This window comes from Streptomyces sp. ISL-43, assembly GCF_018614195.1.
Lineage (GTDB): Bacteria > Actinomycetota > Actinomycetes > Streptomycetales > Streptomycetaceae > Streptomyces.
The window spans coordinates 50,954-66,402 of record NZ_JAGGOT010000037.1; the positions used below are offsets into that span (position 1 = coordinate 50,954).

General features: G+C 71.8%; 12 protein-coding genes. 3 read left to right on the plus strand and 9 right to left on the minus strand.

Annotated elements, in window-relative coordinates; translation table 11 throughout:
• Positions 1-315: 315 nt before the first annotated feature.
• The 5 genes from J7F03_RS22230 to J7F03_RS22250 form a co-directional block, all read right to left on the minus strand.
• A complete protein-coding gene (locus J7F03_RS22230) occupies positions 316-1,140 on the minus strand; it encodes an ABC transporter permease (protein WP_214952084.1) in 825 nt (274 codons plus the stop codon).
• Entirely contained in the window at positions 1,137-2,153 is a 1,017-nt protein-coding gene (locus J7F03_RS22235; protein ID WP_214952085.1) for an ATP-binding cassette domain-containing protein, read from the minus strand. The genes J7F03_RS22230 and J7F03_RS22235 overlap by 4 nt, the downstream gene beginning before the upstream one ends.
• A gap of 299 nt (positions 2,154-2,452) precedes the next feature.
• A complete protein-coding gene (locus tag J7F03_RS22240; protein WP_214952088.1) occupies positions 2,453-4,708 on the minus strand; it encodes an MMPL family transporter in 2,256 nt (751 codons plus the stop codon).
• Between the two features lie 598 nt (positions 4,709-5,306).
• On the minus strand, positions 5,307-6,143 hold the full coding sequence (locus tag J7F03_RS22245) for a DUF4097 family beta strand repeat-containing protein (protein WP_214952090.1): 837 nt from the start codon (positions 6,141-6,143) through the stop codon (positions 5,307-5,309).
• Positions 6,144-6,219: 76 nt separating this feature from the next.
• The gene (locus J7F03_RS22250) at positions 6,220-6,780 is read right to left on the minus strand and encodes a hypothetical protein (protein ID WP_214952092.1); all 561 of its coding nucleotides are present in this window, start codon (positions 6,778-6,780) and stop codon (positions 6,220-6,222) included.
• 529 nt (positions 6,781-7,309) lie between these two features.
• Here J7F03_RS22250 and J7F03_RS22255 point away from each other — a divergent pair.
• Positions 7,310-8,839 (plus strand): isopeptide-forming domain-containing fimbrial protein, encoded by a 1,530-nt coding sequence (locus J7F03_RS22255; protein ID WP_214952093.1) that lies wholly within the window; start codon positions 7,310-7,312, stop codon positions 8,837-8,839.
• 100 nt (positions 8,840-8,939) lie between these two features.
• On the opposite strand, the gene J7F03_RS22260 is transcribed toward J7F03_RS22255, so the two are convergent.
• From J7F03_RS22260 to J7F03_RS22275, 4 genes are all read right to left on the minus strand, one after another.
• A complete protein-coding gene (locus J7F03_RS22260) occupies positions 8,940-9,443 on the minus strand; it encodes a metallophosphoesterase (RefSeq protein WP_214952095.1) in 504 nt (167 codons plus the stop codon).
• Positions 9,444-9,511: 68 nt separating this feature from the next.
• The gene (locus J7F03_RS22265) at positions 9,512-10,258 is read right to left on the minus strand and encodes a response regulator transcription factor (protein ID WP_214952097.1); all 747 of its coding nucleotides are present in this window, start codon (positions 10,256-10,258) and stop codon (positions 9,512-9,514) included.
• Complete coding sequence (locus J7F03_RS41195) at positions 10,255-10,605, minus strand: sensor histidine kinase (protein ID WP_251072307.1); 351 nt, start codon at positions 10,603-10,605, stop codon at positions 10,255-10,257. Before J7F03_RS41195 ends, J7F03_RS22265 begins: the two co-directional genes overlap by 4 nt.
• Entirely contained in the window at positions 10,506-11,480 is a 975-nt protein-coding gene (locus J7F03_RS22275) for a histidine kinase (RefSeq protein ID WP_214952098.1), read from the minus strand. The genes J7F03_RS41195 and J7F03_RS22275 overlap by 100 nt, the downstream gene beginning before the upstream one ends.
• Before the next feature lie 351 nt (positions 11,481-11,831).
• On the opposite strand from J7F03_RS22275, the gene J7F03_RS22280 reads away from it, so the two are divergent.
• The gene (locus tag J7F03_RS22280) at positions 11,832-14,042 is read left to right on the plus strand and encodes an MMPL family transporter (RefSeq protein ID WP_214952099.1); all 2,211 of its coding nucleotides are present in this window, start codon (positions 11,832-11,834) and stop codon (positions 14,040-14,042) included.
• Between the two features lie 164 nt (positions 14,043-14,206).
• Positions 14,207-15,319 carry an endonuclease/exonuclease/phosphatase family protein gene (locus tag J7F03_RS22285; protein WP_214952101.1) on the plus strand — a complete coding sequence of 371 codons (1,113 nt, stop codon included), beginning with the start codon at positions 14,207-14,209 and terminating at the stop codon, positions 15,317-15,319.
• The last annotated feature ends 130 nt before the right edge of the window (positions 15,320-15,449 follow it).

Here is a 15,449-nt window from a genome sequence, read left to right on the forward strand (position 1 = left end):
ACTGACACCCCGATGACCGTGCGACCCCCATGCCGTTCGAGATCGAGCCGTCGATGTCTTCGAGGAGCAGACGCTCCCCGTCCACGGCATTGCGCGAGCGCCGGGACAAGAACGGGTCCCGGCACGGCCTTTGTACGTGCCGGCCCGGTCGGGAACCGCCCACGTGGAGGTGCGCCTGTTCCGCACCCCGCTGGGAGCTGGTACCGCTGTCGGCTTCACCAGTGCGGAGCGGCCGGCGTGGACGCGGGCGGAGCAAAAGGGGCGGCTCCGGGTGGAATCCGGGGGCCGCCCCTTCGCCTGCTTGCCGCGCTGGGCTCAACGCATGACCTCACGGTTGAAGACGGCGCGCGACCACAGGTAGCCGAGCAGGGCGAGCACCGTGCACCAGGCCAGGGCGATCCAGCCGTCGTTGCCGATCGGGGTGCCGAGCAGCAGGCCGCGCAGGGTCTCGTTGATCGGGGTGAAGGGCTGGTACTCGGCGAACCAGCGCAGAACGGTCGGCATGGAGTCCGGGGTGACGACCGCGCTGCCGAGGAAGGGCAGGAGGGTCAGCGGCAACGGGCCGTTGGACGCGGCCTCGACGGTCTTGGCGCCCATGCCCATGGCGGCGGACAGCCAGCTCAGACCGAAGGCCAGGAAGAGCAGCAGGCCGAGGGCGGCGATCCACTCGATGGGCGAGGCGTTGGGCCTGAAGCCCACCGCGAAGGAGACTCCGGTGACCAGGGCGAGGATCGCCGCGACCTGGATGACGCTGCCGAGCACATGGCCGGTGAGGATGGATCCTCGCGAGATCGACATCGTACGGAAGCGGTTGACGATGCCTTCCGTCATGTCGGTGCAGACGGACACGGCCGTGGAGACGGCCCCGGACGTCGCGGTCATCAGGATGATGCCGGGCACCAGGTAGTTGGTGTAGTCGCCGCGGCCGGCGCCCGCCCCGATACCGGTGCCGAGCGCGCCGCCGAAGACGTACACGAAGAGCAGCAGCATCAGGAGCGGCATCACGACCATCGAGATCGTCATCGAGGGGTAGCGCTGCACGTGCTTGAGGTTGCGGCGCAGCATCGTCATCGAGTCGCGCAAGGCGTACGAGCGGGCCGGCGTGGCGGACTTGGCGGGGGTCGCGGTGACGGTGCTCATCGGTTCGACTCCTTCTGCGAAGCGGCGGAGGTGGTGGCGGGGGCGTTCTGCCGGCCGGTGAGGGTGAGGAAGACGTCGTCGAGGTCGGGGGTGTGCACGGTGAGCGACTCGGCCTGTACCCCGGTGCTGTCGAGGACGTCGAGGATGGCGCGGAGATTGGTGAGGGTGCCGTCGCTGGGGATCTGCAGGGTGAGCGACTCGTCGTCGCGGGTGGCGACTCCGAAGAGGTCGGCCGCCGTGGCGAGGTGGGTCTCGTCGGCGAACTGGAGGCGGACATGGCCGCCGGGGATCCTGCGCTTCAGCTCGTCGGCAGTACCCTCGGCGACCAGCTTGCCGTGGTCCAAGACCCCGATGCGATCGGCGAGTTGGTCGGCCTCTTCCAGGTACTGCGTGGTGAGGAAGATGGTCACGCCCTGGTCCTTGACCAGGCCCCGGATGAGCTCCCACATGACGCGGCGGCTGCGCGGGTCGAGGCCGGTGGTCGGCTCGTCGAGGAAGATGATCCGCGGGCTGCCGACCAGGGTCATGGCCAGGTCGAGCTTGCGGCGCATACCGCCGGAGAAGGTGGCGACGTTCTTGCGGGCCGCCTCGGCCAGTTCGAACCGTTCCAGGAGCTCGGCGGCACGGCGGCGGCCCTCGTGCTTGCCCAGGTGGTGCAGGTCGGCCATGAGGAGCAGGTTCTCCTCGGCGGTGAGCAGTCCGTCGACGGCCGCGAACTGTCCGGTGACGCCGATCTGGCGGCGTACCGAGTCGCCGTCGGCGGTCACGTCGTGACCCGCGATCCGCGCCTCGCCCTCGTCGGCGGTGATCAGCGTGGACAGGATTTCCACGGTGGTGGTCTTGCCGGCACCGTTGGGTCCGAGCAGGGCGAAGACCGTGCCCTCGGGGATCCGCAGATCGATGCCGTCGAGCACCACCTTGTCGCCGTACGACTTGCGCAGGCCGATCGCGGAGATCGCGGCCGAGCGCGGGGCGGTGGCCGCTGTCGTCGTTGCCGTGGTCGCGGGGTTCATGGTGGGCGGGCCCTTCTCTTCGGGAGTCCGGGGACGGCTGGGGCGGCCGGTGGGCCGGCCGTGGCGCAGGGATGGCGCATGCCTGGCGCAAGACACTCGTTCCGCATCGCGCCTGCATCACCATGATGGCACATCCATGGCGCCACAGCGAGCCGCTATGGCGCCATTCTTTCTGTCCGCAGTGGGGCGTCAGGCGGTGTCCCACCTGACCTCTATGGATTCCCCTCACGCAAAGGCGCCCCCGCGACAGCCAGAATCCGGCACAGGGGCGCCATCGTGGCGCCATCTCGCGGAGCCACTCAGCCGACGAGGGGGCGTTCCCGCCGCGAGTACGGTGCGGACTGCGCAGGCCGGCCGAGCTTCTCGCCCTCGACGTCCACCCGGGGCAGGATCCGGTCCAGCCACTTCGGCAGCCACCAGGCGGACTTGCCGAGCAGGGCGAAGAGCGCGGGCACGATCGCCATGCGGACGACGAAGGCGTCGAAGAAGACGGCGATCGCGAGGGCGAAGCCGATCACCTTGATGAAGTCGTTGTCCTCCACGATGAAGCCGGAGAAGACGCTCATCATGATCACCGCGGCCGCGGCGACGACCCGGCCGCCGTGGCGGAAGCCGTCGACGACCGCTTCGGCCGGGCGTGCTCCGTGGACGTACGACTCACGCATCCTGCTGACCAGGAAGACCTCGTAGTCCATCGCGAGGCCGAAGACCACTCCGATCATGAAGATCGGCATCGTGCTCATGATCGGGCCGGTCTGCTCGATGCCCAGGACGTCCGCGAGCCAGCCCCACTGGAAGACGGCCACCACGGCACCGAGGGCCGCCGCCACCGAGAGCAGGAATCCGAGGGCCGCCTTGAGCGGGACCAGGATGGAGCGGAAGACCACCATGAGGAGGAGGAAGGCGAGGCCGACGACCAGGCCCAGGTAGGGCAGGAGCGCGTCATTCAGGGTCCGCGAGAAGTCGATGAACATCGCCGTCTGGCCGGTGACGCGGATCGTGGACGCGGTGCTGCCCTCCAGACCGCCTGCCGTGGCGCGCAGGTCGCGGACGAGCTCCTCGGTCCTCTTCTCGGTCGGGCCGGTCTCCGGGATGACGTTGATGATCGCGGTGTCGCCGGCCTGGTTGGCGGTGGCCGGGGAGACCGAGGCCACGCCGGGGTTCCGGCCGAAGGCCACGCCCGCGGCGTCGGCCGCCTTCTTGGCGTCCGCGGCCTGCACGGTGATCATCAGGGGTCCGTTGAACCCGGGCCCGAAGGACTCCGAGAGCATGTCGTACGCCTTGCGCTGGGTAGTCTCCGTCGACATCGAGCCCTCGCCGGGCAGCCCCAGCTCGAGGCTCGCGGCCGGTACGGCGACCGTGCCGAGGCCGACCACGCCGATGAGCAGGACGGCCACGGGGTGACGGAGGACGTAACTCGCCCAGCGGGAGCCGAGGTTGGGCTTGGCCTTCTTGGCGAGCTTGGCCGCGCGCTTGGCGGCCTTGCGCTGCCCCCGCTCCGACAGCGGCTTGACGGCGTACCGCAGGCGCCCCTTGCGGGCCATCACCTTGACCGGCGCGAAGCCGAGCAGTGCGGGGACCAGGGTGATCGCGACGAGCACGGAGACCGCGACGGTGCCGGCCGCGGCGAGGCCCATCTTGGTGAGCATCGGGATGTTGACGACGGCCAGTCCGGCGAGGGCCACGATGACCGTCAGACCCGCGAAGACGACCGCCGAACCCGCGGTGCCGACGGCCCGGCCCGCGGCCTCGTCGGGGGTGCGCCCCTCGGCGCGCTCGGCGCGGAAGCGGGACACGATGAACAGGGCGTAGTCGATGCCGACCGCGAGGCCGATCATCATCGCGAGGGTCGAGGTCGTGCCGGACAGGCCGAGGGCGGAGCCGAGCGCCGTGATGCCCGAGATGCCGATGCCGACCCCGATCAGCGCGGTGATGAGCGGCATTCCGGCCGCGATCATCGAGCCGAAGGTCAGGACGAGGACGACCGCGGAGACCAGGATGCCGATCTGCTCGCCGGTACCGCCCATCGCCTGGTCGATCTTCACGGCGTCACCGCCGGCCTCGACGGTCAGACCCGCCTTGCCGGCCTTCGCGATGGCCGCGTCCAGGGCGTCGTGCGCCGGGTCGCTGACCTCCATCGCGGGGACGTTGTACGTCACCACCGTGTAGGCGGTCGTACCGTCCTTGCTGATGCTGACCTCGGGGGTCTTGTAGGGGTCGGTGGCGCCCACCACTTGCGGGGAGGACTTGCCCAACTCGGCGACGAGGCGTTCGACTTCGGCCCGCTGCTCAGGGGCGGTGATCTTCTGGCCCCCGGGGGCCCGGACGACGACCCGGGCGCCGGCGCCGTCGGCCCTCGCGTCCGGGAACTTCTCCGTGAGCAGGTCGAAGGCCTCCTGCGACTCGGTGCCCGGCATCGAGAACGTGTCGGCGGGCGGCGCCGGGGCGGAGGAGGCGGCGAAGCCCATGCCGCCGAATATCAGCAGCCAGAGCAGCAGCGTCACCCCCCGGCGCCTGAAGGCGAGGCGGCCCAGTTTGGAAAGGAACGTAGCCACGGTGGGACTCCCGTCGGGTCGGTCGTGCGGTCGCTTGAGTGGTTGGTGATTCGGCATCCGCGCAGCACGACATGGCGCCATGGCGGCGCGTGAGTGGTGCCTGACTGGGTGCACGAGCGGTGCGGGAAAGGGGGGCGCTGGACCGGCGGCGTCGTGCGGGCGGAAGCCTCCGCCGACTCCGGGCGGGACTTCTCCGCGGCCTCTCGCGCCTCGGCATGGCATCCCACGGCCGCGCCTCCGCATCGGCGACGGCGCGGCGCACCCGGAAGGTGGCGCGGCTGCGGGCCGAGTCGGAGATCCGGCCTCGCGAAGGGCAGCGCCGGATCCGTACGGCGCCGCTCGCGGCGGTCAGTTACGTCGACGCCCCACGCGGGGTGGGCATCGGTTCGGCTTGGCGGTGGCCCGCGGCTTCACGGAGTCGACGGGCGGGACGCCGAGCGCGCAGGACAGCCGGGGGCGGCCTCACCCTGGTGCTCACGCCGCGGACGGGGCAGATCCTTGGGGGGCGGTGAGCGGCTCGGGTCCTCTTGGGTCGGCGAGCAGCTGGGATCCTCTTGGGCCGGTGCGCGACTCAGGCCCTCTTGGGCCGGTGAGCGGCTCAGGCCCGGCGGATCACGATGTCGCCGGCGCTGGTCCGGCCCCGAACCTCGACCGTCTCCTCGGACTCCTGGGGCCCCTCAGCCGCCCCGAGCTCATTACGCACACGCCCCGCGGTGGACCGCACATCCAGCCAGGCAGCAGACCCCTCGGCGATCCCGATCTCCAGCCCCCCTGCCGCGGTGTCCAGGGTGATCCGCCCGCGCACCACCGAGGCGAGCCGAATGGAGCCGCTCGCGGACTTGGCCGTGACGGAGGAGTCCGCGTGCAGGACACTGATGGGCCCGTTGGACGACCTCACCTTCAGCTCCCCGCGGATCTCCCCGAGCACGGTCTCGCCGTTGAGGTTCTTGATGGTGGCCGCGCCGTCGGCCCGGCCGACCCGCACCCGCCCCGACCCGTGGATCTCGACCTCGCCCGTCACACGGTCCACGAGGACGTCCCCGTGCGTGGTCTTCAGCCGTACGGCCCCGGCCTCTTCCAGCTGGATGTCGCCGGCAGCCGTCGTCAGGCGGCAGTTCCCGAACCGCCCCTCGCCGATGAAGTCACCGAGCCCCGTGCTGCCGTTCAGGTCCGATCCCGCGGGCAGCTCGACGGTCACGTCGACCGAGCCGATCTTGCCGAAGGGGGAGCGCTTCTTCGGGCCCTTGACCACGAGCTCCCCGCCCGTGCAGGTGACCTTGGTGTCCTCGGCAGCCTGTACGTCCTGCTTGTTGCCGGGGTCGCTCGGTGTCACCTCGACCACGGTGTCGGTGCGCTTGCCCGCGATGATCCGGATCCGCCCGAAATCGAATTCAAGGGTGGCGGAGAGGGGCTCGGGGGTGTCGAAAGTAGGCATGACTGAGCCGTCCTTTGGCTGTTGGCTGTTGGCTGTTGGCTGCTTGGTGGGGAGTGTGTGAGTGGTGCCGGGTGGGCTAGCGCACCCAGCCCGTGAATCCTTGCCCGGCTGCGGGCGTTCGGCCGGTGAATCCCTGCCCGGCTGCGGGCGCCCGGCCCGAGCCGCCCGTACCGCGGTTCGCCGTCGGTTCCAGGGCGGCGGCGACGGCCCGCACCAGCCAGGCGTTGACCGAGAGCCCTTCGCGGTTCGCGGCCTCTTCGACCCGGACCTTGAGCTGGGCCGGCGGGCGGAAGTTGATGCGCGAGGTGGCGCCATCCTCGATGTCCAGCGGGGCCGACGACGCGGGCGCCGGCGGCGGTGCCGGGACGTAGCCATCTCCGAAGGCGTCCGGGGCGGGCGGGGGCGTGACCACGAACTCGGGGTCGAGCCCACGCAGTCGCACGTCGACCGAGCCTGGGGCCAGGTCGCGGGTGACTTCGTCCATCGCGTCGGACAGGGCGTTCAGCAGGGTGAGCCGGGCGGCCGACTCCAACTGGGCGGTGAGCCGCTCGGCCAGGGCGCGGGCTTCGTCTCCACCGGCTGCGGCGGCGACGCCGAGTTCGTGCCGGAGGTTGTCAACGTAGGGAGTGAGGTCCATAGCGCAATCATGGCACCATCGTGGCGCCATAGCAAGCATCATGGCGCCATGGACACGTCCACCCACGGCCGTGGGGCTCGTTGGGGGCATCGGCGGCGTGAGCGATACCGCTCCCCCGCTCTCGCGCCGATTCGGCGGCGCATGCTCCGATCGGGTGGAAGGTGAGTGGTCCTCCGGCGCGCCCCGGGTGCCGCCGCATCTAAAGAAACGTTGGGGGCTTGGTAGGACTGGCGCGTTCCACCGCGACCGAAAGGTGCTCGCCTCATGCCCACCACCACCCGCAGCGCGCCGGGACCCGAGATGCCTCCGCGTCCGAAGTCCCGTTGGGGACGCCGTCTGACGGCGCTCCTCGCCGGCACCCTGATGGCTGCCGCTCTGCCCCTGGCCGCCGGAGCCCCGGCGGCCCAGGCGGCCGTCGGCATCTTCGAATACCCCGTTCCCAACTTCCGCGAGCACGCCGGTCGGCATCACCACCGGGCCGGACGGCAACCTGTGGTTCACCGAGGCGGTCGGCAACAAGATCGGCCGGATGAGCCCGACGGGCACCCTCATCGCCGAGTACCCCCTGCCCGGCGAGTTCAGCACCCCGCACGACATCACCGCCGGCCCGGACGGGAACGTCTGGTTCACCATGCAGCACTTCGACTCCCGGGTCGGGAAGATCGACACGAACGGCACGGTCACCGAATACCCCCTCCCCGACCAGTTCGTCGAGCCCACCGGCATCACCGCCGGCCCGGATGGGGCCATGTGGTTCACCGAGCAGAACGGCAACCGGATCGCCCGCATCACCACCACCGGCACCCTCACCGAGTACCCTCTGCCCGCCGGCTCCGGCCAGCCGTCCTACATCACCACCGGGCCGGACGGGAACCTGTGGTTCACCGAAATCGGCGCCAACCTCATCGGCCGCATCACCCCGTCCGGCGTCGTCACCGAGTTCCCGGTCCCCGACGGCGGCGGCCCCACCGACATCACCACCGGCCCCGACGGGAACCTCTGGTTCACCGTGTTCGGCGGCAACCGGATCGGCCGGATCACCCCGTCCGGCGTGATCACCCAGTACGACGTACCGTCGAACGGCCCCGCGCCCCAGCCCCAGGACATCACCGCCGGGCCGGACGACAGCCTGTGGTTCACCGAACGCAACAGCGGGAAGATCGGGCGGATCAGCACGTCCGGTGTGATCGCCGAGTTCCCCCTGCCCTCCTCGGAGCGCGGCCCGTGGGGCATCACCAAGGGTCCGGACAACGACATCTGGTTCGCCGAGACCGCGAACTTCATCGGGCGTCTCGACCTGACCGATGCCGACCTCGGCGTCACGAAGTCCGACGCGGGTTCCGACCCCGTCGATGTGGGGCAGAGCGTGACGTACACGCTCACCGCGACCAACAACGGCCCGCAGACCGCCGAAGGGGTCGTCCTCAAGGACACCCTGCCCGCCGGACTCCAGTTCGTCTCGGCGTCCGCCGGATGCACCGCGGCCGGTTCCACTCCGGACGTCGTGACATGTGACATCGGTACGCTCACCGCCGGGAGCAGCGACGCGCGGACCATCACCACGACGGCCACGACCGAGGGGACCCTCACCGACAGTGCGGCGGTAGCCGGCGCCGTCTCGGACCCGGTCCCGGCGAACGACCTCGCGTCGGAGAGCACCACAGTCGTGGCGACCACGTGCTTCGGCGAGCAGCCGACGATCACCGGCACCCCCGGCGACGATCAGATCACCGGCACGCCCGCTCGCGACGTCATCCTGGCCCACGGCGGCGACGACACCGTCAGCGGCGCCGCCGGTAACGACCTCATCTGCGGCGGTCCCGGCGCGGATTCGATCACCGGCGGCCCCGGCAACGACCAGATCGCGGGCGACGTGGGCAACGACATCCTCCACGGCGACCCGGGCAACGACACCGTGACGGGCGGAGACGGCGACGACTCCCTGTTCGGCGAGGTCGGCAACGACTCCCTCGACGGAGGCCCGGGCACGAACACCAACAACGGCGGCCCCGGCACCGACATCTGCACCAACCCCGGCACGGGCCCCGGCTGCCCGTGACCCCGAGGGTGCTCCCGGACCCGGGAGCACCCCACAGGGACCGGACCAGGTGCCCGGCGAAGGGCCGGCCGTGGTCGGCCCTTCGCTGCATGCGGTCGGTTCACGCCTTCCCGGGCAGGCGGCGGAGGGTGGTGTGGCGCAGGTCGCCGTCCACGAGGGTGAGGGTCAGGAACGTGTGGTGGGGCTGCCGTCGGCGATCGGTCGGCGATCCGGGGTTGAGCAGGCGCAGCCCGCCCGGGGCCGTGGAGTCCCACGGGATGTGGCTGTGGCCGAACACCAGGACGTCCACATCGGGGAAGCGCGCGGCGCAGCGCCGTTCGCGCCCGGCGGCCGGGCCGGTCTCGTGGACGACCGCGAAGCGCAGGCCGCCGAGTTCGGCGCGGGCGACCTCGGGCAGCCTGCGGCGCATCGCGGGCCCGTCGATGTTGCCGTACACGCCGATCAGGAGGCGGGACCTCGACTCCAGGAGGTCGAGTGTGGCCTCGTCGGTCCAGTCGCCGGCGTGGATCACCGCGTCGGCCGCGTCGACGGCTGCCAGCAGAGCTTCCGGCAGGCGCTTGGCGCGGGCGGGTACCTGCGTGTCGGAGGTCAGCAGCAGCCTCATACGCCCCACCGTAGGCGGCGCGCGCCGCTCCCGACCCGCACGGCACGGTGTCTCGTCTCGTGCCGTGACTATCCGGGTGCGAGGCGAGGGGATCTTGTTCCGGTGTGCCCGTCGCCGGGCGGGTTCCCGGCCGGTGCGCGGGCGGTGACCAGGCCCGATTCGTAGGCCGCGATGACTGCCTGGGCGCGGTCGCGTACGGAGAGCTTGTCGAAGATGCTGGTGATGTAGTTCTTGACCGTCGAGAGGCTGATGTCCAGGGCGCGGGAGATCTCGGTGTTGTCGAGGCCCGTGGCCATCAGGTGCCACACCTCGACCTCGCGGGGGGTGAGTTCACCCGGGCCGGTGGCGGCCGGCCTCGGACCGTGGGGTGCCCGTACGTAGGTGGAGATCAGCCGGGTGAGCAGGCGCGGGGCGACGGCTGCCTCGCCCGCGTGGACGGTGCGGATCGCCGCGCTCAGGTCCTCCGGAGAGCTGTCCTTGGGCAGGAACCCGTAGGCTCCGGCGCGCAGGGCGCCCACGACGTACTCGTCGAGGTCGAAGGTACTGAGTGCAAGGACCCGGCAGTCGGGCACGGTGGCGGCGAGTTCCCCGGTCGCGGCGACCCCGTCCATGACGGGCATCCGAATGTCCATCACCACGACGTCCGGGCGCAGTTCGCGGGCGAGGGTGACGGCCTGCGCGCCGTTCTCCGCTTCTCCCACCACTTCCAAGGCCGGGTCCGGGGAGAGGATCAGCGACAGGCCGCGCCGTACCAGCGGCTGGTCGTCCACGATCAGCACCCTGATCCTCGGCCGCGTCGGCCCGGGCCCGGTCATCGGTGTGCTCCCTCGTGCTGGACGGCCGCCTCGGCCGCCTCGTCCGCGGTCAGCGGCAGGTCGGCCACCACGGCGAACCCCCCGTCGGCCTGCGGGCCGACGGTGAGGGTGCCGCCGTGCAGGGCGACGCGCTCGCGCATGCCGACGAGGCCGTAACCGCCCGAGCCCACCGCCGCCGGCCCCTCCTGCGGCGGTGTGCCCCCGCCGTCGTCCCGCACCTCGATGGTGATCCGCTCCCGGTGGTACGTCAGTTGTACGGAGGCGTGGGCGGGCCCCGCGTATTTGCGGGCGTTGGTGAGGGCCTCCTGGGCGATCCTGAATACCGTGAGGCCGACGGTCGGCGGCAGCGGACGCCGCGGCCCGCGGACGCTGAACTCGGTCGGCAGTCCGGCAAGGCGGGACTCGGCCACCAGGCGGTCGAGGTCGTCGGCGCCGGGCTGGGGCAGCGGCGGCGCGGCCTCCGGTTCGTCGCCGGCCCGCAGCACGTCGAGGAGCTGGCGCATCTCGCGCAGCGCGAGCCGCCCGGGGCCTCCAGGGTGACCAGGGCGTCCCGGACCACTTCCGGTCGGGTGATGTTGGCCCGGGCTCCGCCGGCCATCAGCTGCATGGTGGTGATGTGGTGGGCCACGATGTCGTGCAGCTCCCTCGCGATGCGGCGGCGTTCGTCGGCCACCGCACGGTCGGCAAGGAGTCTGCGGTTGGCCGCCACCTCCCGCTGCCAGCGGTTGACCGCCATGGCGCCGCCGACGACGATCAGGGTGGACAAGGGTGGTCCCATGGCCTCCTGCCAGGTCGGCATCCGGCCGATGCTCTGGCTCAGCAGCATCAGGAACACCGTCGCGACGGCGGCGACCGCCGTCACCCGGCCGGGGCGGGCCCTGGCGACCGAGTACAGGGAGACCACCAGGACGGCACCGAAGTGGCTGGGCAGCGGTACGGTCACGGCGGCCGTCACGTCGAGTACCAGTACGGCGGCGAACGCCGCCACCGGGTGGCTGCGCCGGGCGAGCAGCGGCATGGCCGCCAGCGCGACGAGGAGGAACCCGGCCACGCTCACGTCGTGTTGCCCAGCCGGGTCGTGGAAGAGCGCGTAGCTGAGCAGGTTCATCGCGCAGGCCCCGCCGGTCACGAGCGCGTCGTTACGGGTCCACGGCGGCTCGGCACCGGCCGTGTGCAGCGACTCCCGGCCATCACCGGGCCCGATGTGTCGGCTCCTCAGCATGTCTGTTCTCCCCTTCGTCCGGCCTCCCGGCCCCCGGGAAAGGGTTGCACAGCAGTCGGCACGGCAGCCGCAGCGGCAGCGGCAGCACCGGCGGCCTCGGTTCGCGGCCCTGTCCCGGGCGCGGGGCCCGGCGCGGGACCGGGAGCGGGCCCCGGACGAGCCAGGACCAGGCCCGCGACCAGGACCGGGACCAGGACCAGGCTCCTGGTCGCGGGCCGGGGAGGGACCCAGGGCCCCGGTGTGGATCATCCGCTGCCCCGACGACTGCCGACCCCTCGGAGTGATGGTCTGGAGACCGGCCGGGAGCCCCCGGCAGACGTCCGCATTCAAGTCCGTCCGCCGGAGGACATCGTGATCCGCGCCCTGACCAGATACTCCACCCGACACCCTTGGAAGGTCATCACCCTCTGGGTGCTGCTGGGTGTCGCGCTGAGCGCCCTGGCCCCCGTACTGATCTCCCGCGTCACCCAGCACCAGACCGGGGACTTCCTGCCCCGCAGCTACGACTCGGCCGCCGCGCTGCGGATCGCCCAGGAGCAGTTCGGGGTGAACCCCGACGCCGTCACCGTGACGGTGCTGGTCGCCCGCACCGACGGCAAGGCCCTGAGCGCCGCCGACCAGAAGCGGGTCGAGGCCGAGGCCGCGAAGCTCGGCGAGCGCAGGGTGGTCATGCCTCGCGAAGACGACATGCCGCAGTTCATGGTCCCGGACCGCTCCCAGACGCCCCGGATCGCCCCGGCGATGACGGCGCCCGACCGGAGCTTCGAACTGCTCTCCGTCCAGCTGACCGGCAATCCTTCGGACAGGGGGGTCCAGGGCGTCTACCGGACCTTCCGGGACGCCGCCACGACGCAGTTCTCGGAGGCGGGGATGCGCACCGGCTTCACCGGGGCACTCGCCGACACCGTCGACACCACCGATGCCAACGAGACCGCCGCGAAGGTCGGGGGCGCGCTCGTCATGGGGTTGATCGTCCTGCTCAACGTGCTGGTGTTCCGCAGCGTGGCCGCGGCCCTGCTGCCACTGTTCGCGGTCGCCATGATCGGCGGCGTGGCGGGGGGAGCCGTGGCGGGCGCCGCGCTGCTCACCGGGCGCAAGCTCGACGCGGGCACCCCGGCGCTGATCCAGGTGGTCCTGCTCGGCATCGGCATCGACTACCTGCTGTTCCTGCTGTTCCGCTTCCGCGAGCAGTTGCGCAGCCGGCCCGAGCAGCCCGCCCGCGAGGCGGCCGAGCAGGTCTCCGGCCGGGTGGGCGCGGCGATCACCTCGGCGGCGCTGACCATCGTCGCCGCGTTCGCCACGCTGGGCCTGGCGACCTTCGGGCAGTTCCGCTCACTGGGCCCCTCGATCGCCGTCGCGGTCCTCGTGATGCTGCTCGGCAGCCTCACCCTGATGCCGGCGCTGCTCGCGGCCGCCGGGCGCAAGATGTTCTGGCCTTCCCGGTCCTTGCGCCGCGAGCCGCGCGAAGGCCGTGCCGCCCGCTTCGGCGCGCTGGTCACACGACGACCGCTGACGATGCTGATGGCCTCCGTCGCCCTGCTCGCCGCGCTGGCCGCCGGGTTGACGGGCATGCGCATGGACTACGGCCGGGGCGACTCCGGTGACCCGACCCCCGCCGCGGCCACCGCGGCCGAGATCTCGCGCGCACTGCCGGCCGGAGTGTCGGACCCGACGAGCGTCTTCGTCACCGCTACGGACGGCGGCACCCTCACCGTCGACCGGCTGGGCGGCCTCTCCCATGCACTCACCCAGGTCGAAGGCGTGGGCCAGGTGGGGCAGACCATTCTGAACGAGGACCATCGTGCCGCCCGGATCGACCTGTTCCTGACCGCCGACCCGCAGAGCCAGCAGGCTCGCGACCTGGCCTCGGGGCCGGTCCGGGCCGCCGTCGCCCAGAACTCCCCCGCCGGGACGACGGCGCACGTGGGCGGGACGTCGGCGATCTTCGCCGACATCGCCACCGCTGTCGACCACGACCTGAAGATCGTGTTCCCGGTCGCGGCCGCGCTGATCGCGCTGATCCTTCTTCTGCTCCTGCGGAGCCTGCTCGCACCGGTGATCCTGTTGCTCTCCGTCGGGCTCGGTTTCGCCGCCACCCTCGGCGCCACCACGCTGCTCTTCCAGCACGCCCTCGGCAAGCCGGGCGTCAACTTCACCCTTCCCCTGGTGCTGTTCCTGTTCGTCGTGGCACTGGGCACCGACTACAACATCCTGATCGCCGACCGGATCCGCGAGGAGATGCAGCGACCGGGCCCTGCCCGCGCCGCCGTGGCCCGCGCGGTGCGGCACACGACACCGGCCATCGCGACCGCCGGGCTGGTGCTGGCCGGCTCCTTCGCCACGCTCGCCACGACCCCGGGAAGCGAGCAGGTCGCCTTCGCAATGACGCTCGGCATCATGCTCTCCGCGCTCGTCCTCTCGCTGGTGCTCGTCCCCGCCCTTGCCGCGCTCCTCGGCCGGGCCGTCTGGTGGCCGGTCCGCCCCGGGCCCCCCACGGGCGACCACCCACGGCACCGCCCGGCCGCACCTGCCCGGGAACCCGACCAGGTCACGGCGCACTGAGCGGCCGCGGTCGACCAATCGCCCGATTCGCGTGCGAAGCATCGGCCGGGCGGCCTACGCCGGGAGGCCGGGCGGCCTACACCCGGATCGCCACATCCCGTAGGCCGCCTTAGGTTCGCCGAGGGTGCGGATTCCGTCCGCTTTTCACCGAAAGGTCCGCCTGCATGATTCGCCGTTCGCTCTCATCCCTCCTGGGCGCGCTCCTGCTGCTGCTCGCGCCCGGGTCACTCGCCGCGGCCTCGGCCGCCGCCCAGCCCCCGGCCCCTTTGCGGGTCATGACCCGCAACCTCTACCTGGGAGCCGATCTCGCGCCCGTCCTCGCCGCCACCAGCCCCCAGGCGCTCGTCGCCGCGGTGACAGCCGTGTACGCGAACGTCCAGGCGACGAACTTCCCCGAGCGCGCCGAGGCGCTGGCCGATGAGATCGCCGACAGCGACCCCCATCTCGTGGGCCTGCAGGAAGCCGTGCTGTGGCGCAGCCAGACCCCTGCCGGCGCGGGCAGCGCCATCCACGTCGAGTACGACTTCCTGCAGATCCTTCTCGACGAGCTTTCCGCCCGGGGCAAGCACTACGAGGCCGTGGCCAGCGTCATCGTCGGCAGTGACTTCGAGGCCCCGCGGTCCACGCCCACCGGTCTCCAGGACATCCGCCTCACCGACCGCGACGTCCTCCTGGCCCGCACGGACCTGCCCGCGCGGGACTTCTCCGTGGCCAACGCGCGGGCGGCGACGTTCCAGAGCCACGTGCCCATCTGCCGCCCTTTGCTCGGCTGCCCGCCCAATGACCCGCTCCAGGTCCGACGCGGCTGGGTCGCGGCCGACGCCACCGTGCACGGCCGCACCGCCAGGGTGGTGACCACCCATCTGGAGCCCGCCTCCCCCACCGTTCAGGAAGCGCAGGCCGACGAACTTCTCGCCGGCCCGCTGAAAACCAAACTGCCCGCCGTGCTGCTCGGTGACCTCAACTCGGCCGCCGGCGGAGTCGGCGCCCAGCCTGGATCGACCGACACCCAGACCCACGACAATCTGCTGGCCGCCGGCTTCAAGGACGCCTGGACCGCCACCCGCCCCCACAAGCCGGGCTTCACCTGCTGCCAGGCCGCCGACCTGCGCAACGCCGCCTCCACCCTCGCCCAGCGCATCGACTACGTGCTCTTCCGTGGCAAGGTCAGCGCACTGACGACCGGCCGGGTGGGCCACGTGCAGGCGGACCGCACGCCCTCGGGCCTGTGGCCTTCCGACCACGCCGGTGTAGTGAGCGTGCTCCGGCCGCACTGAGGACCGGCCGCGCGGTCATCGCCGGTCACCGCCCGTCGCGGCGCGAGCCGGCTGGTCCAACGGCACCATGACACGGTCAAGGGCTCCACCGTCCGGCGGTGGAGCCCTTCGTTCGCCCCGGTGGTTCCGG